At 31.2% G+C, this 23,883-nt stretch carries 21 protein-coding genes; 16 read left to right on the top strand and 5 right to left on the bottom strand.

Annotation, left to right across the window (positions count from 1 at the left end):
• The first annotated feature begins 151 nt into the window (after positions 1 to 151).
• The 16 genes from ACEWL1_RS03645 to ACEWL1_RS03570 all read left to right on the top strand — a co-directional run bounded on the left by ACEWL1_RS03645 (position 152) and on the right by ACEWL1_RS03570 (position 16,385).
• Positions 152 to 1,033 carry a hypothetical protein gene (locus ACEWL1_RS03645; protein ID WP_409231922.1) on the top strand — a complete coding sequence of 294 codons (882 nt, stop codon included), beginning with the start codon at positions 152 to 154 and terminating at the stop codon, positions 1,031 to 1,033.
• Between the two features lie 178 nt (positions 1,034 to 1,211).
• Entirely contained in the window at positions 1,212 to 1,484 is a 273-nt protein-coding gene (locus ACEWL1_RS03640; RefSeq protein WP_409231921.1) for a hypothetical protein, read from the top strand.
• A 372-nt stretch (positions 1,485 to 1,856) separates the two neighbouring features.
• Positions 1,857 to 2,267: a carboxypeptidase-like regulatory domain-containing protein gene (locus tag ACEWL1_RS03635; protein WP_409231920.1), complete on the top strand. Its 411-nt coding sequence runs from the start codon at positions 1,857 to 1,859 to the stop codon at positions 2,265 to 2,267.
• A 159-nt stretch (positions 2,268 to 2,426) separates the two neighbouring features.
• Entirely contained in the window at positions 2,427 to 3,785 is a 1,359-nt protein-coding gene (locus ACEWL1_RS03630; RefSeq protein WP_409231919.1) for a serine hydrolase domain-containing protein, read from the top strand.
• Between the two features lie 219 nt (positions 3,786 to 4,004).
• A complete protein-coding gene (locus tag ACEWL1_RS03625) occupies positions 4,005 to 5,081 on the top strand; it encodes a hypothetical protein (RefSeq protein WP_409231918.1) in 1,077 nt (358 codons plus the stop codon).
• Between the two features lie 166 nt (positions 5,082 to 5,247).
• Positions 5,248 to 6,348, top strand: coding sequence for a Fic family protein (locus ACEWL1_RS03620; RefSeq protein ID WP_409231917.1), 1,101 nt, complete (start codon positions 5,248 to 5,250; stop codon positions 6,346 to 6,348).
• Between the two features lie 251 nt (positions 6,349 to 6,599).
• Complete coding sequence (locus ACEWL1_RS03615; protein ID WP_409231916.1) at positions 6,600 to 7,202, top strand: DUF4870 domain-containing protein; 603 nt, start codon at positions 6,600 to 6,602, stop codon at positions 7,200 to 7,202.
• A 707-nt stretch (positions 7,203 to 7,909) separates the two neighbouring features.
• A complete protein-coding gene (locus ACEWL1_RS03610; RefSeq protein ID WP_409231915.1) occupies positions 7,910 to 8,533 on the top strand; it encodes a tetratricopeptide repeat protein in 624 nt (207 codons plus the stop codon).
• 120 nt (positions 8,534 to 8,653) lie between these two features.
• Positions 8,654 to 9,670: a hypothetical protein gene (locus ACEWL1_RS03605; RefSeq protein ID WP_409231914.1), complete on the top strand. Its 1,017-nt coding sequence runs from the start codon at positions 8,654 to 8,656 to the stop codon at positions 9,668 to 9,670.
• 168 nt (positions 9,671 to 9,838) lie between these two features.
• Positions 9,839 to 10,627, top strand: coding sequence for a hypothetical protein (locus ACEWL1_RS03600; RefSeq protein ID WP_409231913.1), 789 nt, complete (start codon positions 9,839 to 9,841; stop codon positions 10,625 to 10,627).
• 218 nt (positions 10,628 to 10,845) lie between these two features.
• Complete coding sequence (locus tag ACEWL1_RS03595; RefSeq protein WP_409231912.1) at positions 10,846 to 11,511, top strand: helix-turn-helix domain-containing protein; 666 nt, start codon at positions 10,846 to 10,848, stop codon at positions 11,509 to 11,511.
• Positions 11,512 to 11,874: 363 nt separating this feature from the next.
• A complete protein-coding gene (locus ACEWL1_RS03590; RefSeq protein WP_409231911.1) occupies positions 11,875 to 13,485 on the top strand; it encodes an amidohydrolase in 1,611 nt (536 codons plus the stop codon).
• 113 nt (positions 13,486 to 13,598) lie between these two features.
• Positions 13,599 to 13,808: a hypothetical protein gene (locus tag ACEWL1_RS03585; protein ID WP_409231910.1), complete on the top strand. Its 210-nt coding sequence runs from the start codon at positions 13,599 to 13,601 to the stop codon at positions 13,806 to 13,808.
• A 6-nt stretch (positions 13,809 to 13,814) separates the two neighbouring features.
• Entirely contained in the window at positions 13,815 to 14,330 is a 516-nt protein-coding gene (locus ACEWL1_RS03580) for a DUF2975 domain-containing protein (RefSeq protein ID WP_409231909.1), read from the top strand.
• A 2-nt stretch (positions 14,331 to 14,332) separates the two neighbouring features.
• The gene (locus ACEWL1_RS03575; RefSeq protein WP_409231908.1) at positions 14,333 to 14,539 is read left to right on the top strand and encodes a helix-turn-helix domain-containing protein; all 207 of its coding nucleotides are present in this window, start codon (positions 14,333 to 14,335) and stop codon (positions 14,537 to 14,539) included.
• A gap of 43 nt (positions 14,540 to 14,582) precedes the next feature.
• On the top strand, positions 14,583 to 16,385 hold the full coding sequence (locus ACEWL1_RS03570) for a M61 family metallopeptidase (RefSeq protein WP_409231907.1): 1,803 nt from the start codon (positions 14,583 to 14,585) through the stop codon (positions 16,383 to 16,385).
• A 67-nt stretch (positions 16,386 to 16,452) separates the two neighbouring features.
• On the opposite strand, the gene ACEWL1_RS03565 is transcribed toward ACEWL1_RS03570, so the two are convergent.
• The 5 genes from ACEWL1_RS03565 to kbl form a co-directional block, all read right to left on the bottom strand.
• Positions 16,453 to 18,942 carry a S9 family peptidase gene (locus ACEWL1_RS03565; protein WP_409231906.1) on the bottom strand — a complete coding sequence of 830 codons (2,490 nt, stop codon included), beginning with the start codon at positions 18,940 to 18,942 and terminating at the stop codon, positions 16,453 to 16,455.
• A 160-nt stretch (positions 18,943 to 19,102) separates the two neighbouring features.
• On the bottom strand, positions 19,103 to 19,396 hold the full coding sequence (locus ACEWL1_RS03560) for a FoF1 ATP synthase subunit delta/epsilon (RefSeq protein WP_409231905.1): 294 nt from the start codon (positions 19,394 to 19,396) through the stop codon (positions 19,103 to 19,105).
• Between the two features lie 45 nt (positions 19,397 to 19,441).
• On the bottom strand, positions 19,442 to 20,953 hold the full coding sequence (gene atpD, locus ACEWL1_RS03555) for a F0F1 ATP synthase subunit beta (RefSeq protein ID WP_409231904.1): 1,512 nt from the start codon (positions 20,951 to 20,953) through the stop codon (positions 19,442 to 19,444).
• A gap of 237 nt (positions 20,954 to 21,190) precedes the next feature.
• Positions 21,191 to 22,567 (bottom strand): OmpA family protein, encoded by a 1,377-nt coding sequence (locus tag ACEWL1_RS03550; RefSeq protein ID WP_409231903.1) that lies wholly within the window; start codon positions 22,565 to 22,567, stop codon positions 21,191 to 21,193.
• A 116-nt stretch (positions 22,568 to 22,683) separates the two neighbouring features.
• Complete coding sequence (kbl, locus tag ACEWL1_RS03545; RefSeq protein WP_409231902.1) at positions 22,684 to 23,877, bottom strand: glycine C-acetyltransferase; 1,194 nt, start codon at positions 23,875 to 23,877, stop codon at positions 22,684 to 22,686.
• Positions 23,878 to 23,883 lie beyond the last annotated feature (6 nt).

Raw genomic sequence — 23,883 nt, 5'->3', positions numbered from 1 at the left:
ATGCAACTAGATGAAAAGGAGAAAATTACTATATTTATAACCCGTTACATTTCCTGATTGATAAGATTCACAAAAAAGAACGTTATCCGGAAAATAGTAAGGAATAATATCATAAAAAATAACTATATAACCAGTTGGTGATAATTAAAAAATGAAACTATTAAACATAGCCATAGACATTGAAAGCATTGAGGAATGTGAGAAAAGATTGAGGGATAAATCCTTGCAAGAACTTTGTGAAAATTTTAAACTAGGTTACGAAAACATCCTTTCGACCTTTGCATTTCCAATTGCTGTTGCTTCACACTCTATGCAGAGTATGTATGAATTTGAATATAGACTGAAAGCAGCGACACAATTAAAAACTAGCCTTACGGATAACTCGAAAGAATTCAAAGACCTTATAAACGAACATAGACTAAAGGACAGAAAAAAAGGAAGGGGAATTAATGAAGCTTCAAAAATGCTGAAAAATATCGGCAAAGAACTTTCCTTTCTTGATGATACGATTAATCAAATAACTCTAAATTCTCTTGTCAATAGTTGGACAATATTTGAATCAATAATGAAGGATACTTGGATTCACCTTTTAAATTCAGACCCCAAAAGATTTCTTTCTCAAACACTTCTAAACAACGATGGAGAGTTACCAGGAATTGAAGGCAAAAATATTTCAATTGGACTTCTTCAAAAATTTGACCTAGACGTCTCAAAACATTTGGGAGATTTACTTCATAAAAAATACGACTTCACAAGCGTAAGAGGAATAAAAAAGGCTTACTCTGAACTTTTCAAGAAAGAAGGAATGGACTTCTCTTTTTTAGAAAATAAAACTCTGTGTCAATTAGAAATTGCTCGACATATAACTGTCCATAAAGGTGGGATAATTGACGAAGAGTATCTTAAAAGGACAACATATAAAAACGAAAAACTCGGACATAAATTAGACTATAGTGCAAGGAGGTGCAAAGAATTGATTAATTCCCCTATTTCTATAGGAACCAAGTTGTTTCTAATAGTGGATACAATATAAAACTATCACCAACACGGTGTATAATTAATTGCTTTGGCAAGTGCTTATTTGGAAAATTCCTTCGGAATTTTCTCTGGCAAGTTTTTGTTTGCTAAATTAGTTGCTTAACCACGCAACTAACCATACACATCAACGTTGTGTGCCATTTAAGACACGTTAATAATTAAAACTAAATACAATGAAAGAATCTGAAAAATTACCAATTAACAATATAATTGTATTTGATGGAATTAATGAATATAACACCAATCAAATATATTCAAATCCTAAAATAAGAACATTGGTAAACAATGCAATATATTTAGGCGGATTTACAACTTTAATAGAGAGAATAAACTCTGAAAACGGAACTGTTTACGTTACTACGAATACTGAATTTTCTCATTGGAAAGCCGACTTAAAGAACGTTTCTATTGAACTACTTGATTTGTGGAATCAAAGTAAACCTTAGAATAATGAACTGCTCTTTTTTGAACATCATCTTCATTGAAACCAATAAAAGAAGAAAGTTCTAAAAGAAGTGCTGATTTACGGACAAAGGTCAATTCGGGGTATTTATCTAACATTTTAGATATTTCACTATAATCCTTTCCGTTTTTTAAAACTGTGTTGTTTGAAATATAATCTGACATAATTCTCTTTACGCAGGAAAGAATATTGCGGAACGAAAAACGGACACACAACATCGTATAAAAACAATTGCTACGTTATTCTCTATTTGGAATAACCTTGCGTGTTTCTTTTTTGTTGCTTATTTTTAAAGTTAATATTAAATTAACACAACTGTTCTTATACAAACACGTTGTAGCAAATTAAAAACTGAATGAAAAACTACTTTTTAATATTATCCTTTTTAACTTTATTTAGCAATTATGAAAGTATTACTAATCATGAAAATAATCGTGATTCAAATACTGTTGAATTAAAACAAAAAAAAGATTCTTTAGTAGTTTATGGAGTTATTAAAGATAATGTAGGAGAATCATTTAAATATGCAAGAGTTAAAATTCATAATTCAAAACGAAAAATTACTGTAGATGAAAACGGAAAATATAGGATTAATGTAATTGAACTCTTAAATAAAAAGAAAGAATTAACTATTGAATTTTCATTTGTAGGTTTTAAAACTGAAAAGAGAAAAATAACTAAAGAATTATTTAAAAAAAATAATATGCTAGAAATGAATGTAGGACTTAAAGAAGGTGCAATAGTAATTGAATGTAATGGAAAATAACTTGCCACAACACCGTGTATAATTCATTACGACGGAATTTCCTAACGGAAATTCCTCGCATTTTTATTATCTTTCGTTCAAACTCGGAAAAATCTTGCCGATTTTTCCGTAACGAAATCATACACAAACACGTTAGCCTTCATTAAAAAACAACAGAATATGAAACAAATATTATTATTGACTTTAACAGTATTGCTATTAGTAACAAGTTGTCAAAATGAAAAGACAGTTTCTAATAAAACATCTTTAGAAAAATATGCAGACTCACTATTTCAAGCAAGCATTGATAGTGCGCAAATTGCAGGAGGTGCAATCTTGGTATTTAAAGAAGGTGAAAAACTGCTAAAAAAATCATATGGTTATGCGAGTGTAGAATTAACAGTGCCAATGCCTGAGAATCCACAATTTGAAATTGGCTCTGTAACTAAACAATTCACAGCTGCTGCGATACTAAAATTAGTAGAAGCTAAAAAACTTTCTTTAGAAGATGATTTTACGGATTACATTTCTTTTGATACCAAAGGCAGAAAAATTACCATCGATAACTTACTGAATCACACATCTGGAATTCCTAGTTATACTGAAATTAGAGAGTTTTGGGATTTATCTACTCAGGAACACCCAAGAGATTCTTTGGTACGATTAGTAGAGCGAAATGACTTTTTATTTGAACCAAATGAAGCATTAATTTACAATAACTCTGCTTACTTTTTCCTTGGATTAATTATAGAAAAAGTAACTAAACAAAGTTATGAGGAGTTTCTAAACCAAGAATTATTTGAGCCTTTGGGTATGAACAATACAAATTATTGTTCCAATAGCAAAGTAGTTAAAAATAAAGTTTATGGCTACAATTATTCACCGAATGGGCTTCAGCAAAAACCTTACTTAAATCACACTTGGCCTTACGCAGCTGGTTCTCTTTGCAGTACAACTGAGGATTTACTCATTTGGATGAGTGCTTTACATACAGGTAAAGTATTGACAGAGCCAATGTATCTATCAATGATTAATCCAGGTAAATTAAATGATGGGACTTCTGTTAGTTATGCCAAAGGATTAGTCAATTTTTCTAATTTTGGACATAAAGAAATAGCTCACGGAGGAGGAATCCACGGCTTCCTTTCTGATACACGATATTTTCCTGATGAAGATTTATACATCATATGTTTAGTAAATACAGCTGGTCCTAATGGAGGAAGTTTCTTTGCAGATAATATTACTTGGAAACTATTAGATAAAAAAGAATACAAATCAGTTGAATTGGATAGTGATTTTAATAATATTCAAGGAACTTACAAAGGTGCGGTAAGAGGTTCTATGCAATCACTTGAGGTAAAATCAATAATAAATGGTATTACTTTACAATCTTTGGGAGAAGAAAAAATTGATACATTAAAAATTTATATTGGAAATAACACGTGGATGGATGGAAATGATAGAATTACTATAGAAAATGATGAGTACCGTGTTGATAATACATACAATTATTACATTCTAAAAAAAGAACCTAAATAACGAAAGGCTAACAAAGTATATAAAAAATAGCGCAAGTTGTTGCTAACTGTAAGGTTTGGCATTTTTTGAAAGTCACCAAATTTCAAAATTTGACAATTTTCCAAAAATAAAATAATTAGTAAAATTTAAAAATTCGGCTTGTGTATAATCCGAAAATTATCGCATTTTTTCAGCGCTACTTTTCATATACTGAGACGTTACCCAACATATAAACAAACATTGAGAAACAAAATAAGCAACTTTTATTACAGAACAATTTACAAGCTAAAAAGCTGGAATTGGACAATGATATTATTGGGAATTATTTCAATTCAACTCGCTATTTTATTGTTTGTAACATTAAGTAATAGAACATCTGAACCAGAATTTACAAAAAACAGTCTCGAATTGATTTTAACCATCAATGGACTTTTTTCAGCAATTTTGGTTACTTATTTTTTCAATAGAATTTCTTGGATTTTGAGTATCAATAAAGAAACTCACGAAGAAGCTGTTCTTTTCTCTCAAAAAATAACTGAATTCAGAAGAATTTTAAAAAAGTTAACTGAATTTTATGGAGTTTGGGAAGATGATAATGCAACAAAAAGTCTTCTAAATCAAAAGCCATACAAACACATAGATTATTATGACTTAAAAATGTTATCTATAAGTGACTATGAACCTGAAGACAAAGAATTAATCGAAAAATTACAGAACGACGAAAGATATAAAGAAAGCCAAACAGGTTTATATTTGGGAATGATTAGTTTAGTTCGAGACCGAAAAAGTGATAATATTTTTCCTGATACCGAATTATATAAAGACTATCAAATAAAAGGCAGGTACAACTTTGAACACGTACAAAAATGGGTAGAAGTTGACTACGCAAGTAGACTTGGTTACGCTTTTGAAAAAGATTATCAATTTATACATTACAATAGATTAAGTAAGAAATCACAGAAATATATTTTAGATGCTTGTATAAGAATAAATCCAAAATATGCAGAATATGAATTGGACAATAAACTAATGAGCGAAATATGTGATGATATGAATGAACATTATTTCAAAGAACTTTATCAACTCTTATTAGATTTGAGAAAAGGACTTTCTGGAATCAACTTGATTATTTTTATTATTCTTATTTCAAGTTTAGTATTTGGTGTATTAATTCCATTCTTTACATATTTTATGGTTCAAGATTTAGGATTACAATATTCTCTAACGACACTTCTTATTGGAATAAATTTTGGCTTTTTATTTTTCTTTGTGACAAACCTTTATGGAATAATTAAAAAAGAAATAATTTGGAAATAAATACGTTGGGTAACACCGTATATAATTTATTGCTAGTTCTAGCCTACTTACGAAAATCCTCGCGGATTTTCTATTCGGTTTTTATTTGCTAAATTACGTGCTAAACCACGCAACAAACCATATACAAACACGTTCTAAGCAATTTAAACAAACAACCTAACAATCATTGGCAAACACATATCAGATATTATTAAATTGGGACAAAGGACAAGCATTTTCCGAAAGGCTTTCTGCAAAAATTGTCGATACTGAAGGATTCACAGATATTGACCCACAATGCCCAACTGGAGGACCTGATGGCAGGAAGGACATAGTTTGCTTTAAGAATGGCAACAAATATGTAGTTGGTTGTTATTTTGGAATGGGTCAAAAGACATTTAAAGAAGTTAAAGACAAATTTGACGGAGATTATGAAGGTGTTGAAATGAATGATGCAGATGGATTTGTATTTGTTACCAACCAAAAAATCACACCAACCGAAAGAATCGCTCTAATCCCAGAAGGAAGCGAAAATATTGAAATATATCACGGAGAAAGAGTAACTAGTGTTTTGGATTCACCAAAAGGATATGGAATAAGATTAGAATATCTGAATATTGAATTATCAAAAGAAGAACAAATATCATTTTTAAATTCTCACGTAAATCTTAAACACGAATTTGCTGAAATCAAGTCTATGCTTGCAGAAGTTCGAGGAATAACTCGTGATTTATCAGGTCAGATTTTTGATAGAGATATGGTTTTCAACAAAAGCTTATCAGTTCTACCAATCGCAGGAATTCCATTTTCTTCTCGAATTTCAATGGAAGATTTATTTGCTATTCAACAAGCTGCACTTTATGAAACTCAAGGAAGTTCATTTAAAGGTGTTTTAGGATTAAGAAATGTTCAGGTTTGGTTAGCAAGGGTTGGTGGAGAAATAGAAGATGCGGAATTTGTACCACCAGAAGCTGACCAAGTTCCTAAATTAACAATTGAGCTACTGAATTGGTGGAAAGAAAAATATATGGAAGTTCTTTATAGTTCAGAGCAAGAAAAAATATTAGCGATATCAGAATTTCACGAAAGATTTTTGACCATACATCCTTTTATTGATGGAAATGGAAGAGTTGCAAGAGTTTTAGCCTCTTTACAATTTAAAGATTTACTTGATAAAGTTGTTCAGTTTGACAGTATCGATAGAAATGAATATTTTGATTCTCTGAATAATGCTCGAAGCGGAAATCAGAAAAATTTAGTTGATATTTTTACATCACTAATCGGATAAAAAACTGCTTAGAACACCGTGTATAATTCATTGCTAGTACTCGCCTACTTACGAAAATCCTCGCGGATTTTCTATTCGGTTTGTATTTGCTAAATTGGTTGCTGAAACACGCAACGAAATCATACACAAACACGTTATATGTCATTTGTGCCAAACAATAGCAGAAATGTCATAAGATTGTCATAGAGATGACGCAACAACTAAAACAACATAAAAATATCTTTGCTGAGTAAACATTAAAACGTGCCAAAATGAATAATCAAAACTTAGCAATTAAAATTAAAGACTTAAGAAACCGAAAAGGATTTTCTCAAGAGCAACTATCTGAAGAGTCAAAATTAAGTCTAAGAACAATTCAACGTATTGAAAAAGGTGAATCAATTCCTAGAGGTGATACGTTGATAAAATTAACGCAAGCTCTTGGAGTTACGCCAGACGACCTTTTAGAATGGACAGATATTGAAGATAAAGGATATTTAACTCTTTTAAATCTAAGTGCTATCAGCATATTAATTCAGCCTTTTTTGGGAATAATAATTCCGCTTGTGATGTGGATTTTAAAGAGGGAAAAGATAAAACTTGTTGATGATACTGGTAAAAAACTAATCAGTTTTCAGATTACTTGGACTTTAATGCTTTACGTTGTTTTAATTATAGCTACTAATGGATCTTTTATCCCATTTAATTTTAACTTATTAAATTCATTTCCTAACTTGATAACTCATTTCTCAATAATCGGAATAGTGATATTATTTTTATATTCTTACAATATAATTTCTATAATTCTGAATATTAGAAAAAGTCAAAAAGGATTGAAAAACAAATACTTACCTGCAATCCCGTTTTTGAAATAAAAAACGCCATATAACTCCGTGTATAATTCATTGCTTGTGCTTGCCTACTTACGAAAATCCTTGCGGATTTTCTATTCCGTTTGTATTTGCTAAATTAGTTGCTTAAACACGCAACTAACCATACACGAGACCGTTGTAAAACATATAAATTGAAACGAGAAAAAGAAAAATTAAAACTAAAAAAGAAAGTAACAATTCTATTTATTGAATATTTTCTCTTTGCTGCATTCTCGCAAATAATTTATGAATTAATATGCCTAATTCTAAATACTGAAAGATTCTATCCTTGGTATATCAGAATATTATCATTCTTCGTTTATTACACTTTGTGCGAATTAAAATTTAATAAATCATTTGGTATGTATCTGTTCAAAGTGGAATTGGATAATCTGAACGAAAAAAAATTGAATTTAAAATTTGTTATTTATTCAATCGGATCAATATTAGACAGAACTATACTGGTTCCTATTCATTTGTTATTGGCTCTTCTGAATTATGAAAATTTATTTGTGAGTGAAAAACTGAGTGGAATAAAATGGAAAAATGCTGAATTGAATTAAAAATACGTTTTACAACACCGTGTATAATTCATTGCTAATTTTTGTTTACTTACGAAAATCCTCGCGGATTTTCTATTCAGTTTGTATTTACTAAATTAGCCGCGTGAATCACGCAACAACTCATACACAAACACGTTGTAACACATTGTGAATAAAAAAATAGTATACTTCATATCATTAGTTTTTGTAATAATAATTGCAGTTAATATTGTTTCAGCAGTTGGAGTAAATATTTGGGCTCTTTTTAAATGGCAAGAAAATGACAAAATACATGAGTCTAATCTGGAAAATCAGAAATATGAAGATTATTTTGAGCCAAAAATAGATAGTCTTATTGAGATAGACCCTAAAAATGCTATTAAATACATAAACAAAGTAATTATAAAATATCCTGAAATATATTTTTTGGAATTAAAAAAAGGTATTGCCTATTATAAAATTGACTCGATGGAAATTGCTATAAAACAATTTAGAAAATCCATGAGTAAAAGCGGACACGAATTCCCAACAGCTTTGGGACATATTGGCTGGACTTTAGTTGAATTAGAAAGATATGATGAAGCTATTGTCGAATTTAAAAAAGCAGCTAAACAAAATTCAGTTTACATTTTAGATATAGCACAAGTTTACGAATTGAGAAATGATTTTGTAAATGCACAAAAATATTATGAATTAAGGTTAGGTGTTTTAGAAAAAGATAATGACCCTTATTACAAAAATGAAATTGAGGAATTAAAAATCAAAATTGAAAAATTGAAAAAGAAAAGTTAAACGTGTTACAACACCGTGCATAATTCATTGCTTACAAAGTTTTTCCTTCGGAAAAACCTCTTGGACTTCAAAGGCTTGTAATTACTAATTATTTATTCGCTAAATTCACGCAAACAAATCATGCACAAACACGTTGTAGCACATTTGACCAAACCAATGAACAGACTATTAATCATCATATTTTTTGCCTTTAATTTTTCTTTTGGACAATCGATTCAACACGAACCAAGAAAATTATTTGTAGCGACTTTAAACGTTCCTCAAAATACAAGGAATATGAATATAGCTTTTACTGACTTCGCACAAAATAATAACATAAAGCGACTTCTTTGCTATAGAAATGGACTGACTTCATCCGACATCAACTTTGACAAAAACGGAAATGTAATTTCCAAAATTGAGAATGATAACACAATTATCAACAAAAGCGAATATCAATACGATGAAAAAGGGAGAGTTATCAAAACATCACATTATTCTCCAAATGGAAATTTCAAATATGGTTATGAATATGAATACTTGGAAGACTCAAAACTGACTTATGAAAATCCTGGAAGAATACTTAAAAACAAAGACGTTTTTTTAAAGGACAAAAACCAAAAAATTTCCATCGATTACGGAACCGATAATGAAATTGTTTCTAAAAAAATAGAAATGTTTAATGAAAATGTAGAATTAAAACAAAAACAGGAGTTTTCCAACGGCAGATTAAACCGAGAATTTATTTATTATTCAAAAGACGGAGAAAAATACGAGGACAAAATATTCTACCCTGAAAACAGAGAAAAAACTATCGAGACAAATAAAATATTAGACAATGATGTGCTTGACAAGAACGGAAATACAATCATTAACTATTTTGGTAATTTTAAGGTGTCTGAACACAAATACAATTCTGCAAACCGATTAATCTCATCTGACTTTTATTCAACGAAAAATGGACATTGGAAAAATGAAACTTACGAATATAAGAATGATACGATTTTAATAAATAATTCAGAAAATTACATATTAAAAGGCAAAATCAAATCTTATCAATTCATTTACAATAACGTCGGATTTTTAGAAAAAGTAATTAAAATTGACGGAACTGAAAAACAAATATTTGAGTATAAATATCAACTGAACGAAAAATAAAAACGTGCTACAACACCGTATAAAAATAATTGCGGTTTAGTGCTTAATCAAAGGTCGTTGCGTGTTTGTAACGTCTGATTTTCCTTCGGAAAATCCTCGCATACAAACCCGCAACTATTCTTATACATAAACGTTGCCACACATTTGAGAAAAACTGAATTCCATAGAATGAACACACTGATTTTTATAATATTTATTTCTATTCCATTTTGGAGTTTTGGACAAATTGAAAATAAATGGCAACCGGATAGTATTTACGTAAACCGACAAGTAAAAAAAATATTTGTCTATTTGAATTCACCAAAAGACTTATCTGAAATTGTTGAATTTGACCGAACTGGAAAAAGAATACGCTCGACCGAATTTAGTGCATCTTATAATCATAAAACTCGAAAACACAAATCAACTGACAAAATAAATCGTTATGAATACGACTCTCAAAATCGATTAATTAAAATAATAGATTCAATAGGAAAAGATTCAATAACATTCAAATATGGGACTAATAATAAACTGATTTCATCAAGAAAAAATTTGGGAAATTTTGTCTATAAAACGAATTACTATTACGAGCCATTTAAATCGACAACAACGCAGGAAAAAGATTCAATAGTGGTTTATGAAAAGACAAAAGAATATGAAAAGGACTTTTACGTTAGCAGATTTTTCGGTTATTATTTAGAACCAAAACTAAAAAAAGTAAAAACCACAGAAAACGGAATTACTAATACTATTGCATATTCTGACCAAACCGATTTACAAAGGTTTGAGGATAATAAAATCATCATAAATAGTTTTAACGAAAAAGGTCAACTTATAAAATCAGATATTAAGTCAGTATTTATGAATGACCGTATTAATGAATATGAATTGAATTATAAATATTACGAAAACGGACTTTTAAAAAGCGTTCGTGGTTATGTGCCAAGATATTTCAAATATGAATTTTGGGAATAAAAAAACGTGTGGCAACACCGTATATAGTTTATTGCTAGTTCTAGCCTACTTACGAAAATCCTCGCGGATTTTCTATTCGGTTTTTATTTGCTAAATTACGTGATTAACCACGCAACAAACCATATACAAACACGTTGGCGCAAAGATGACGTCAACTTGACGCAACTACTGATAAGGAACACTATATACTTTTGCTATGAACAATAAATACATTAAAAATGGAATCTAAAATTTTAGCAAAAAGATTAAAGGAATTAAGAGCACTTAGAGGAATGTCTCAAGAATATTTAGCTGATGAATCACGAGTAAGTTTGAGGACAATCCAAAGAATTGAGAATAATGAATCGGAACCAACAGGCGAAACGATTAAAAGAATAGCAATTGCGTTAGATGTAGAATTGACTGAATTGATTGGTTCAAATTCTGTGACGGAAACGAGCGATTTAAAAGCAACTATTATTTTTCTAAAAAAACAACTTTCTAAAACAAATGAAAAATCGGAAATAAAAACATTTGAAAGATTTATAGGAATTTTACAGAAACTAAAAGAAAAGGATTTAAGTACTAGGCAGAAAGAAGGAATTGAAAGTTACCTACAATATTTAGAACTTGAAAAAATACCATCATTTAGTAATGAAATGTTCAAACATAAACTGACAAAATTTAGAAAATACTTAAAAAATAAATTACGTTTTGTACCAAAAAATTATTACACGACTTGGGCAACAAGTTTTGGACTTTCATTTGCTGTAGCTTTTGCTGTTCAAAAAAATATCGATTATAGTATTAAAATTGGAGTGATTTCAGTTGCTTTATTAATAATCGGAATTGGAATCATTTTGGATATGAGAATGAAAAGACAGGAACGAACATTTAGTTTCTGAAAACAACTGGTTACAACACCGTGTATAATTAATTGCTGCGGAACTTCCCTGTCGGAAATTCACGCGAATTAATTATCTTAGTGCAACGGCGGAAAATTGCTCACGCACTTTTCCGTAACTAATCATAACACAAACACGTCGTAGCAAAAAATTAAAAAAAGCCAAAAATCGCTTTTTTTAACATTAGTACATTAAGGAAAAAAGTCATTTAAGAGTCTTTTTAAATATTATTTCGAATATCCAATTACTTTTGAAGCTTATAAATAATTCTTTGATTCTCATTTTTTTAGTAACTTGGTTGCAAAACTCAGCATAACAACATTTTAAGTAATCCGATTGTTTTGCTAATAAAAAAACTAATCCATGTTTACAAGTCTTACCAAAAAACTCGCAGTAATTTTATGTTTACTTTTTCTAGGAACTTCTCAACTTTCTCAAGCTCAAAAAAAATGGAGCAAAAGAAAAATAGAAGCTTTAAAAAAAGAAGTTTCACAAATTGTAGAAGCCAACCATAAACAATCTCAAGTAATGGTTGATAAAATCTTTAGTTTCTCAGAGCTTGGTTTTCAAGAATATGAATCATCTAAATATTTAACCGGAATTTTAAAACAAAACGGATTTGAAATTGAAGAATCGGTTTCTGGAATTCCAACTGCATGGTTTGCAAAATGGTCTAATGGAGACGGACCTGTAATTGCGTTAGGAAGCGATGTAGATTGTATTCCGAAAGCATCACAATATCCAGGAGTTGCTTATCACAAACCAATTGTTGAAGGAGCTCCCGGTCACGGAGAAGGACACAACTCCGGAATCCCATTAAATATTACGGCTGTTTTAGCTGTAAAAAAAATAATGGAACGTGAAAATATTGGTGGAACACTTATTTTATGGCCAGGAATTGCTGAAGAATTAGTTGCTGCAAAAGCTTGGTACACTAGAGATGGACTTTTTGATAAAATAGACATGTGTATTTTTACTCATGTTAGTAGTAATTTAGGTGTTTCTTATGGAGAAGCCCGTGGTACAGGATTAATTTCTGTAGAATATACTTTTGAAGGAGAGTCTGCGCATTCTGCTGGTTCGCCATGGCGAGGAAGAAGCGCCTTGGATGCTGCTGAATTAATGAATGTTGGTTGGAATTATAAAAGAGAACATTTGCATCCATTAAAAAGATCGCATTCTATCTTTACAGATGCTGGTGATCAACCAAATGTAGTGCCTTCAATTGCATCTATCTGGTATTATTTTAGAGATGTTACTTATAAAGGCATTATGGAAATGTATCAAGAAGCAAATGATGTTGCAAAAGGAGCAGCATTGATGACAAAAACAAAAGTTAGATCCAGAATTTTAGGAACCGCTTGGCCAAGACATTTTAATAAAACCATTGCAGAAACCATGTATGAAAATATTAAAACTGTTGGATTGCCAAAATGGTCAGAAAAGGATCAAATATTAGCGAAAGCTGTACAAACAGAAGTAAAATCTACTAGAATTAGCGGATTAAGCACAAAATTAAACTCCTTAGGATTGCCAATAAAATCTCCTGTAAGCGGTGGTTCAGATGATATTGGTGATGTTTCATGGACGGTTCCAACTGTAACGTTAAGATATCCTTCTAACATTCCTGGTTTACAAGGACATCATTGGAGTAACGCCATTGCGATGGCAACTCCAATTGCTCACAAAGGAGTTACAGCTGGTGCAAAAGTAGAGGCAATGACACTTATTGATTTTTTATTAAAACCCAACTTATTAAAAGAAGCGAAAGAGTATATTAATAATGTGCAACGTAAAAATACTTCGTATAAACCAATGATTTCTGTTAATGACTTGCCACCAATCTATTTAAATAAAGACAAGCAAAAACAGTTTAGACCTCAACTAGAAAAATTTTATTATAACGAAAAAAAGTTTGATACCTATTTAGAACAATTAGGTGTTACTTATCCAACTTTAAAAAAGAAGAAATAATAAGGTTTAAAATTGTAATACATTCTGTTTATCATTCATAAAATCATTCTTTTTTAATAATTTATTATTGTTATTCAATAATTTTTATATCTTTGCTGTGTAAAAAATAGAACATGGCACAAAAACCTATATCAAAAGAAAGAACCATAAAAGGGAACAAGTTAAGTTGTACTGTTTGTAAAAACGAAACTTTTTGGGAAAGAGAAACGTTAATGAATACAACTGCTTTAACTTTTTTTAAACTCGATTGGCTTAACAAAAAAGCACAAAATTTAATCTGTGATAATTGCGGGCACGTTCATTGGTTTATGAATAAAAAATAACAAATTATGAAAACAGAAAAACTATTAAAAATTATGAAAATTTTTTCATGGTTTGCTTTTATCGGATTATTGATAAAAGCAGGAGCGATTTTAGTTACCTATTTGTTGAGCATAGAAAATGCAACAATATCTAAAGACTTATACGAAGGAATGAATCTTATTGAATATAGAAATTATAGCTTTACACACTATTCTTTTATTATTGGATATAAAATTTTACTCTTCTCTGTAGAAGCTTATATTGCCTATTTGGTAATTAAACTATTGCAGAAACTAAACATGGAACATCCTTTTAATATCGATGTACAAAAGTTTATGCAAAAAATAAGTTACTGCATTTTTTATCTGTGGATCATTGCAATTATTCATAATACACACATGCAATTGATTGGTAAAAAGCACGATTTTGAATTGTATTTATTCTCAAGCGATTTTGTGTTCTTATCTGTTATCATCTTTATTTTTGCGCAAATTGTAAAACGCGGAATTGCCATTCAGTCAGAAAACGATTTAACAATTTAAACATGGCAATAATTGTAAACTTAGATGTAATGCTTGCCAAACGGAAAATGAAAAGTAAAGACTTGGCAGAAATAATAAATATTACAACTGCTAACTTATCCATCTTAAAATCAGGTAAAGCAAAAGCCATTCGTTTTTCTACTTTAGAAGCTATTTGTAAAGCATTAGATTGTCAGCCATCAGATATTTTAGAATATGTAAATGATTGATCAATTTTGTGTAGTTTTGAAGAACTATTTAAAATCTTATAAAATGCGTTTACAAATTCTTAAAATCTTAGTGTTATCGCTTTGTATTACTACCATGAGTAATGCTCAAAGTTATATTAATTACGACATTTCATTTCCGAATGCTGTGCATCACGAAGCAGAAATTAAAGTGTCGTTTACAAAAATTAAAAAAGGTCAATTTTCTTTTAGAATGAGCAGATCTTCTCCGGGAAGATATGCAATTCATGAGTTTGCTAAAAATGTGTACAATGTAAAAGCTACAAATAGCAAAGGAGAAGCATTAGAAATTACGCGTCCAAATCCTTATCAATGGGATGTAGATAATCATGACGGAACTGTAATTGTAACGTATACACTATTTGCAAATAGAGGCGGAGGAACTTATGCTCAAATTGACGAAACACACGCGCATTTAAATATTCCTGCAACATTTATGTTTGCACCATCATTAAAAGAAACTCCAATTCAGGTTACGTTTAATCCAAGAAAAGACTGGAAAATTGCAACACAATTAAAACCAATGTTCGACAACACCTATTATGCTCCAAACATGCAGTATTTTATGGATAGCCCTACTGAATTGAGTGATCATTTTGTGCGTTCTTTTGAAGTTGAATCTGACGGAGAAAAATTAAATGTAAAATTAGCATTACACAATATTGGAACAGAAGCAGAAGCTGATGAATATTTTGAAAGTGTTAAAAAAGTTGTATTACAACAAATGGCAGTTTTTGGCGAATTACCAAAGTTTGATTATGGTGAATATGTGTTCTTAGCTTGTTATGTACCAAATGCAAGCGGAGACGGAATGGAACACAGAAATTCTACCGTTTTAACAAGTACAAGAACCTTAGCAAATGGCGGAATGAAAGGTAATATCGGAACTGTTTCACATGAATTTTTCCACGCTTGGAATGTAGAAAGAATTAGACCACAATCTTTAGAGCCTTTTAATTTCGAAGAGGCAAATATGAGTGGCGAATTATGGTTTGCAGAAGGTTTTACCAGTTATTATACAAACTTAATCCTAACAAGAGCAGGTTTAATGTCTCATGAAAGCTATATAAATAGTTTAAACGGAACTTTTAACTATGTATGGAATTCTCCAGGAAGATCTTTTTTTAATCCAATAGAAATGAGTTATCAAGCTCCGTTTGTAGATGCAGCAACTTCTGTTGATCCTGTAAATAGAGAAAATACATTTATTTCTTATTATTCTTACGGAAGTGCTTTAGGGTTGGCGTTAGATTTGGCTTTACGTAACGAAAAAGGAAATTTAAGCTTAGATGGTTATATGAAAGTGCTTTGGAAAACGCACGGAAAGAAAGAAAAACCATATTCAATTAGTGATTTAAATGATGTTTTAAATAAGTACGCTGGTAAATTATTTGGAGATTATTTCTTTTCTCATTTTATCTATAAAAGTGCAATGCCAAATTACGAGCCTTTATTTAAAAAGGTAGGTGTTGTTTTAAAACAAGATAGCAATAAAGTCTTTTTTGGAGCTTCAATTTCGAATGGTTTTGTAAGAAATAATCCACAAATTGGAAGTCCGGCTTATAAAGCAGGAATCAATTCTGGTGATAAAATTTTAGCAATAGACAATCACGTTGTTGGGAGCAGAAACTCCGTAAATGCAATTTTAAGCAATTATAAAATTGGAGATACTGTTACGATTAAATTCAGCAGATATAACCAATTAAGAAGCGCAAAAGTTACGTTGATAAAAGATCCTAGCTATACAATTATGTCTTTTGAAAAAGCTGGATTAGAAGTTTCTCCAGAGGTTTTACAGAACAGAAAAGATTGGTTAGATAAAAAGTAAGATCTAATTAAGAAGTATAAAAAACGCCGAGCTTAGCTCGGCGTTTTTGTTTTTATAAAGAAGTGTATTATTTATTCTTCGGGTTGTCTCTATTCATTTCTGTAATATCTACACTTGTAGCTTCAACTCCTAAAAAGTATTTGCTAAAATGATCTGCACGCAACCAGAAAGAATATTCTGTCATACTTCCAAATCCGTGACGTTGTCCTGGCATAATCATAAATTTAAAACGCTTATTTGCTTTAATCAATTCATTTGCCATTCTAATGGTTCCTGCAGGATGTACGTTGTTATCAACATCACCATGAATCAACATTAAATGTCCTTTTAAGTTTTTTGCCAACGATTGATTGTCGTCAATTTTGTATTTATAAGTCGATTTCCCTTTTTCGTCTATTTCTTCTTTTACTCCGTGATGCGTTTCACTCCACCAACTATTATACACATTATTATCGTGGTTTCCTGCTGATGAAACTGCTGCTTTAAAGAAATCTGGATAAACTAACATTGCTGCTGTAGACATAAATCCACCACCAGAATGTCCGTAAATTCCAACTTTAGAAATATCAATATAACTGTGTTTGTTTGCTAATTGTTCTGCTACAAATTTTTTATCAGCCAACCCATAATCTCTTAAATTTCCATACCCATAGTTATGATACCATTTAGAACGGTCTGGATGTCCACCACGATTTCCTAAGGTTATCACTACAAAACCAACTTGAGCCATTCTGTCTAAACGATCCATTCTGTAAGAAAAAGACTTGTTTACAGATTCTGTTTGTGGTCCTGGATATACATATTCTAATAATGGATACACTTTTGTAGAATCAAAATCGAAAGGCTTATACATTACTCCGTATAAATCTGTAATTCCGTCATCTGCTTTTACTTTAAAAGTTTCTGGGAATTTATATCCTGTTGCAAACAGTTGAGATAAATCTGCTTCTTCTAATTTCATTACTAACCTTCCATCTGAAGAGCGTAATTCTGATTTAGGAACAGTATTTACTCTAGAAAAATTACTTACAAAAAACTTATTAGAATCTGCCATGCTTGTACTAGAAGTATAATCTCCAGGATTTAATGTACGCATTCCAGATCCGTTTAAATTAATTTTATACATGTGTGCATAATAAGGATCTTGTGACTTATTTACGCCATTAGCTGTAAAATACAACGTTCTAGATTTTTCATCCAATCCAGAAAAACCAGCTACGTGATAATCTCCGTTTGTAACTTGATTTTTAAGTTTTCCGTTGGCATCATACAAATAAAAATGTGCCCAACCATCACGTTCTGCCCAATGCAACATTTCTGTTTCATTGTTAAATAAAATTAAGGGTCTAGATTCAATATACGTATTAAAACGCTCTTCGATAAGTACTTTTGATTTTCCTGTTTCTAAGTCAGCTACACAAATATCATATTTTTTACGATCTCTACTGATTACACTATAATAGATTTTTCCTTTTTTTGATAGCAATAATGATGGTTGAAAGTCATCATCTCTATTAGATTGTTTTCTTGGCGCTCTAAAAACCGACACACTTTGTTGTTTAATGGTATCTAGTTCTACATTCACTACTTTTTTAGTCGGAATATCAAAAATTAATAATTCTGATTTGTAAAATTCAGCTTCTCCTGGCATGTGATATTTATACGTTTCCAAAACTGGTCTTTTACTTGATACAGAATTAATTACCCATAAATCTTTGATATGTCTAGAATCCGATTTTTGAAAAACGAATTTTTTAGAATCATGAGACCATGTTCCCCAAACTCCTTTACGTTTGTCTTTATTTTTGATTTTCGTTTCATTATTTTCACCTCTTCCACCACCGCCATAGCCGTAGTTTTCAACTCCATCTTTTGTCCATTGATGTTCAACAATAGTAGAATCTTTTTCGTCTTTAACCGCTTTTAAAAAGTTAGCTTTATCCATCCAAAAAAGGTTATAGTTTTTTGAAAATAAAACAATAGAACTATCTGGGGCAATATTTGCCCAGTTTTTCCATTTTTTTTCTTCCTTTTCGTTATCGATAATCGTTAATCCGTTACCACCTAACCTATATTCTAAGTGATATACTTTCTTTTCCATTTTAGGTTTTTTGCTTTTCGCTTTTTTAGCATCCTTTTTTTTAGATTTTTCATCTTCTTTAACAGGAACTTCTTCAGTTGATGTTACTCTAAAACGAATTGCAGTTTCAGCTTCATTAAATTTAAAACTAAAGCGTGGTAAGTGTTGTCCGTCATAAGGATCCTTTGTGATTTCTGTTAACCACTTTGCCATTTTTACATTGTCAAAAAGTTTTCTTCTTGTTTTTCGATCTGCATCTACGATATAATAATTAGCTCCTTCAGATGTTTTGTATTGATACCAAAAACGATTTCCTTTTTTTAACCAATGTGGACTCACAGAGGTTGAATGTACTAATTTGGCCAAGTTTTTTGGAGAATATTTTGCTGCCTGTCTGTAGTTTGGCTTAGGTGTTTCTTGCGCAAATGTTAAGCTCGAAACAAATACAAAAAGCAATATTAATGCACTATTTTTCATAATTTAGATTGTTTGGTTTATAGATATAAGAGATAAAGTTCTTCAAAACAAACAACATATCAAACTTAAAATAGTTTTTTATCTAATTTTTAACATAAACGCATAAAAAAAGTCCTCATTTTAATGAGGACTTTTTGATTTTTATCTTTAAATATTAAAATTAATCAGCCAATAAAATTACTTTATTGTCTTTCATTTCAATAGTTCCAGAATTAATTTTGAATGTTAAAATTTTATCATCATCAATATGTGGCACTAAATGACCACTAATCATGTCCATTTCTAAATGCTCTTGAGTATGTACATGTATTTGCACAGTTCCTTCTTTTAATATAGAAACTATTGGTGCGTGATTATTTAACATTTGAAAATTTCCATCTTTTCCAGGTACAGAAATAGAATCTACATCTGATGAAAATAAAACGGCCTCTGGTGTTACAATTTCTAAAAACATATTTTTACTGCTTTTGGCTTTAAGCTTTTGGCTTTAAGCTGATTTTTATGCTTCCGCTAACATTTTTTCTCCAGCATCAATTGCATCTTGAATTGATCCTCTTAAGTTAAATGCTGCTTCAGGATATTTATCTAATTCACCATCCATAATCATATTAAATCCTTTGATTGTGTCTTTAATATCAACTAAAACTCCTGGGATACCAGTAAATTGCTCAGCAACATGGAAAGGTTGAGATAAGAAACGTTGCACACGTCTTGCTCTATGAACAGCTAATTTATCTTCTTCAGACAATTCTTCCATTCCTAAAATTGCAATAATATCTTGTAATTCTTTATAACGTTGTAATAATTCTTTTACTCTTGTAGCACAGTCGTAATGTTCATCACCTAAAATATCTGCTGATAAAATTCTAGAAGTAGAATCTAACGGATCTACAGCTGGATAAATACCTAACTCTGCAATTTTACGAGACAATACTGTAGTAGCATCTAAATGCGCAAATGTTGTTGCTGGTGCTGGATCTGTTAAATCATCTGCAGGAACATAAACTGCTTGTACAGATGTAATAGAACCTTTCTTTGTAGAAGTAATACGCTCTTGCATTGCTCCCATTTCTGTAGCTAATGTTGGTTGATAACCTACCGCAGAAGGCATACGTCCTAATAAGGCAGAAACCTCAGAACCTGCTTGTGTAAAACGGAAAATATTATCTACGAAGAAAAGTACATCTTTTCCTTGAGATTCTCCTGCTCCATCACGAAAATATTCTGCTATAGTTAATCCTGATAATGCTACTCTTGCACGTGCTCCAGGTGGCTCATTCATTTGTCCAAATACAAAAGTTGCTTTAGAGTCTTTCATTCCTGGTTTATCAACCTTAGATAAATCCCATCCGCCTTCTTCCATAGAATGCATAAAGTCATCACCATATTTGATAATTCCAGATTCTAACATTTCACGAAGTAAATCATTTCCTTCACGAGTTCTTTCTCCAACTCCCGCAAACACAGATAAACCTCCATGTCCTTTTGCAATATTGTTAATTAACTCTTGAATTAATACTGTTTTTCCTACTCCAGCTCCACCAAATAATCCAATTTTACCTCCTTTTGCATAAGGTTCAATTAAGTCGATTACTTTAATTCCTGTAAATAAAACTTCAGTAGAAGTAGATAGGTCTTCAAATTTTGGTGCTGCTCTGTGAATTGGCAAACCATTATCTCCTTCTTTATTTAAGTTACCAAGACCGTCAATAGCATCTCCAGTTACGTTGAATAATCTTCCGTAGATATCGTTTCCAATAGGCATTTGAATTGGACTTCCAGTTGCTCTTACTTCTTGCCCTCTTTGCAAACCATCAGTTGCATCCATTGAGATTGTACGAACTGTATCTTCTCCAATATGTTGTTGAACTTCTAAAACTAAAAGCGAACCATCAGTTTTAGTAATTTCTAACGAATCGTAAATTTTTGGAAGTGCTGCGGTTTCTGTATTAAACTCTACATCGATTACTGGACCAATAACCTGTGAAACTTTACCTGTTGTTGTAGACATTATAGTATCTAATTAATGTTAGTTATTTTATTTAGTGGTTTTTACCCCTCTTTTTCAGGGTGCAAAGATAATTTAATTAACGCTAAATTAAAAGTGTTTTTAATATTTTTTCCAAGGAAAAAGAAATGGCGTAATTTCTTTATAGAAATTGTATTAATAATATATAAATACCTAATATCTAATACACAAAAAAAGCCCCATACAATGTATGGGGCTTGATTTTATATGAATTGAAATTTAGTCGTTATTTGCAACTTTAATTTCTACTCTTCTGTTTTCTGTTCTACCAGCTCTAGTTTTGTTATCAGCTATTGGAGAACCTTCTCCAAATCCTTTTGCTTCTAATCTTTCTGTAGAAATTCCTTTCTTAACGAAGTAGTCTCTAACAGCCATAGCTCTTTTTTCAGAAATTCTTAAGTTAAGTGCCGCTCCTCCAGAACTATCAGTATGACCTTCAACCATAAAAGTAGCTTTAGGGAACTGATTCATAATAGCAACAATTTCATCTAATTTTTTAGTTACTCCAGGTTTGAAGCTGTATTTTCCTGTGTTAAATAAGATAAATTTAGCACCCATGTTAATTGTTTGAACAGCTGCATCAGTAATTACTGGCTCTGGACATCCATTGTTTGAAGCAGGTCCTGCTTCATTCACACAGTTATCATCTTTATCTAAAACGCCATCACCATCAGTATCAGGCCAAGGACATCCTCCGTTTGCTGCAGGTCCTGCAACATTTGGACATTTATCGTCCTTATTTACTACACCGTCACCATCTGAATCTGGACAACCTCTGTTCGCAGAAGATCCTTTTTCATTTGGACACATATCATCTTTATCAGCAATTCCGTCACCATCAGCATCTGGACAACCATTTAAAGCAGCTAAACCAGCAACATTTGGACAAGCATCTTTTGAATCTTGAACTCCATCACCATCAGCATCTGGACAACCATTAAAAGCAGCTAAACCAGCAACATCTGGACAAGAATCATCTTTATCGTATACTCCATCTCCGTCTGTGTCTTTTCCTCCAAACTTAAACACAACACCTAAAGAAGATTGGTAATGTGCATTCACATTGTCTGTGAAACCTTTTTTAGTTCCTGTTTGGAAAGTTAACCCGATATTTTCTTTAAACCAAGTATTAAACCCAACTCCAACATTCAACATCGCCTCACCATTTCCATCAGCAACAGCATAAGCTCCTCCTAAATAAACAAATGGGTCAAAATACTGAGTAGTTGAACCAAAAGTTAAATCAACAAGTTTATTTACATCATATTTAACATTTGCATCAATAGAGTAATACATGAAATCAGAATCGTTTTCACTGTTTAAAAATGTAATCTTGTTCAAAGACCCCATTAACTGTAAAGAAAAACCATCTTCTAGATATTTAGTTGCAGCAAAAGTAGAAATAGATGGTAAAACATTCCAATCTCCATTACCCAATAAATCTTTAATGTTATCGGTAAAACCTCCACCACCATAAAAATCTACAGTATTTACACCAAGACTAATTGCCCATGGATTGTCAGAATCCTGTGCGTTTACATTTGCGACCATCACAAACGTAAATAAAGCTATCAAAGCTATTTTTAAATGTTTCATTATCAAATTTTTAAATTAAAAGTTCTTTATTAAGAATACAAATGTAAGTTGTTCAAACGTATTTACAAAGATTTTTTAAAAAAATTTATAAATTTTAAATCGCTTAACGCTTCCGATTATATAACTTTAAGTGATTTACCCACCTTTACAAATGAATTAACTGCGTGATCTAAGTGTTCTTTGGTGTGAGCCGCTGAAAGTTGCACTCTTATTCTTGCCTTTTCTTTTGGTACAACTGGGAAAAAGAACCCTATAACATACACTCCTTCTTCCAATAACATATTTGCCATTGTTTGTGATAATTTTGCATCATACAGCATTACAGGAACTATTGCTGCATCTGCTCCAACCAAGTCAAAACCAGCTTCCTCCATTTTTGTTCTAAAATAGTTTGTGTTCCATTCTAATTTATCACGAAGAGAAGTATCATTTTCAATTAAATCAAATACTTTTAATGTTGCTCCTACAATTGCTGGCGCCAAAGAATTAGAAAACAAGTAAGGCCTAGAACGCTGACGTAATATTTCTATTATTTCTTTTTTACCGGTTGTATAACCTCCCATTGCGCCACCTAAAGCTTTTCCAAAAGTTCCCGTTACAATATCAACGCGATTCATTACATTTTTTAACTCAACAGTTCCTCTTCCTGTTTTTCCAATAAATCCAGCAGCATGACATTCATCAACCATCACCATTGCGTCATATTTGTCTGCTAAATCACATATTTTATCAAGTTTTGCAACAATTCCATCCATAGAAAAAACTCCGTCTGTTACAATAATTTTAAAACGATGATTTTGTTTATTCGCTTCAATTAATTGTGCTTCCAACGAAACCATATCATTATTATCATAACGATAACGCGCCGCTTTGCACAAACGAACGCCGTCTATAATAGACGCGTGATTCAAACTATCAGAGATAATGGCATCCTCTTTTGATAATAATGGCTCAAAAACTCCGCCATTTGCATCAAAAGCTGCTGCGTACAAAATAGTGTCTTCTGTTTTGTAAAATTCTGCAACTTTCGCTTCCAATTCTTTATGAATATCTTGTGTTCCGCAAATAAAACGAACGGATGACATTCCAAATCCATGCGTATCCATTGTGTCTTTTGCGGCCTGAATAACGTCTGGATGATTAGACAAACCTAAATAATTGTTTGCGCAAAAATTAATCACCTCTTCTCCTGTTGAAATCTTAATTACCGCATCTTGTGATGATGTAATGATGCGTTCTGACTTATACAATCCTGCATCTTTTATTTCTTGTAGTTCTTGCTGTAATTGTTCTTTTATGTTTCCGTACATTTTTGA

The organism is Polaribacter gochangensis (genome assembly GCF_046224025.1).
Lineage (GTDB): Bacteria > Bacteroidota > Bacteroidia > Flavobacteriales > Flavobacteriaceae > Polaribacter > Polaribacter gochangensis.
This window is presented reverse-complemented; position numbering and strand designations above follow the sequence as displayed.

Coding starts and splice junctions, on each gene's coding strand:
- ACEWL1_RS03640 (WP_409231921.1), top strand. CDS start 1,212: ATGAAAGAATCTGAAAAATTACCAATTAACAATATAATTGTATTTGAT.
- ACEWL1_RS03565 (WP_409231906.1), bottom strand. CDS start 18,942: ATGAAAAATAGTGCATTAATATTGCTTTTTGTATTTGTTTCGAGCTTA.
- ACEWL1_RS03630 (WP_409231919.1), top strand. CDS start 2,427: ATGAAACAAATATTATTATTGACTTTAACAGTATTGCTATTAGTAACA.
- ACEWL1_RS03580 (WP_409231909.1), top strand. CDS start 13,815: ATGAAAACAGAAAAACTATTAAAAATTATGAAAATTTTTTCATGGTTT.
- ACEWL1_RS03575 (WP_409231908.1), top strand. CDS start 14,333: ATGGCAATAATTGTAAACTTAGATGTAATGCTTGCCAAACGGAAAATG.
- ACEWL1_RS03605 (WP_409231914.1), top strand. CDS start 8,654: ATGCACAAACACGTTGTAGCACATTTGACCAAACCAATGAACAGACTA.
- kbl (WP_409231902.1), bottom strand. CDS start 23,877: ATGTACGGAAACATAAAAGAACAATTACAGCAAGAACTACAAGAAATA.
- ACEWL1_RS03570 (WP_409231907.1), top strand. CDS start 14,583: ATGCGTTTACAAATTCTTAAAATCTTAGTGTTATCGCTTTGTATTACT.
- ACEWL1_RS03560 (WP_409231905.1), bottom strand. CDS start 19,396: ATGTTTTTAGAAATTGTAACACCAGAGGCCGTTTTATTTTCATCAGAT.
- ACEWL1_RS03600 (WP_409231913.1), top strand. CDS start 9,839: ATGAACACACTGATTTTTATAATATTTATTTCTATTCCATTTTGGAGT.
- ACEWL1_RS03615 (WP_409231916.1), top strand. CDS start 6,600: ATGAATAATCAAAACTTAGCAATTAAAATTAAAGACTTAAGAAACCGA.
- ACEWL1_RS03585 (WP_409231910.1), top strand. CDS start 13,599: ATGGCACAAAAACCTATATCAAAAGAAAGAACCATAAAAGGGAACAAG.
- atpD (WP_409231904.1), bottom strand. CDS start 20,953: ATGTCTACAACAACAGGTAAAGTTTCACAGGTTATTGGTCCAGTAATC.
- ACEWL1_RS03595 (WP_409231912.1), top strand. CDS start 10,846: ATGGAATCTAAAATTTTAGCAAAAAGATTAAAGGAATTAAGAGCACTT.
- ACEWL1_RS03550 (WP_409231903.1), bottom strand. CDS start 22,567: ATGAAACATTTAAAAATAGCTTTGATAGCTTTATTTACGTTTGTGATG.
- ACEWL1_RS03635 (WP_409231920.1), top strand. CDS start 1,857: ATGAAAAACTACTTTTTAATATTATCCTTTTTAACTTTATTTAGCAAT.
- ACEWL1_RS03590 (WP_409231911.1), top strand. CDS start 11,875: ATGTTTACAAGTCTTACCAAAAAACTCGCAGTAATTTTATGTTTACTT.
- ACEWL1_RS03645 (WP_409231922.1), top strand. CDS start 152: ATGAAACTATTAAACATAGCCATAGACATTGAAAGCATTGAGGAATGT.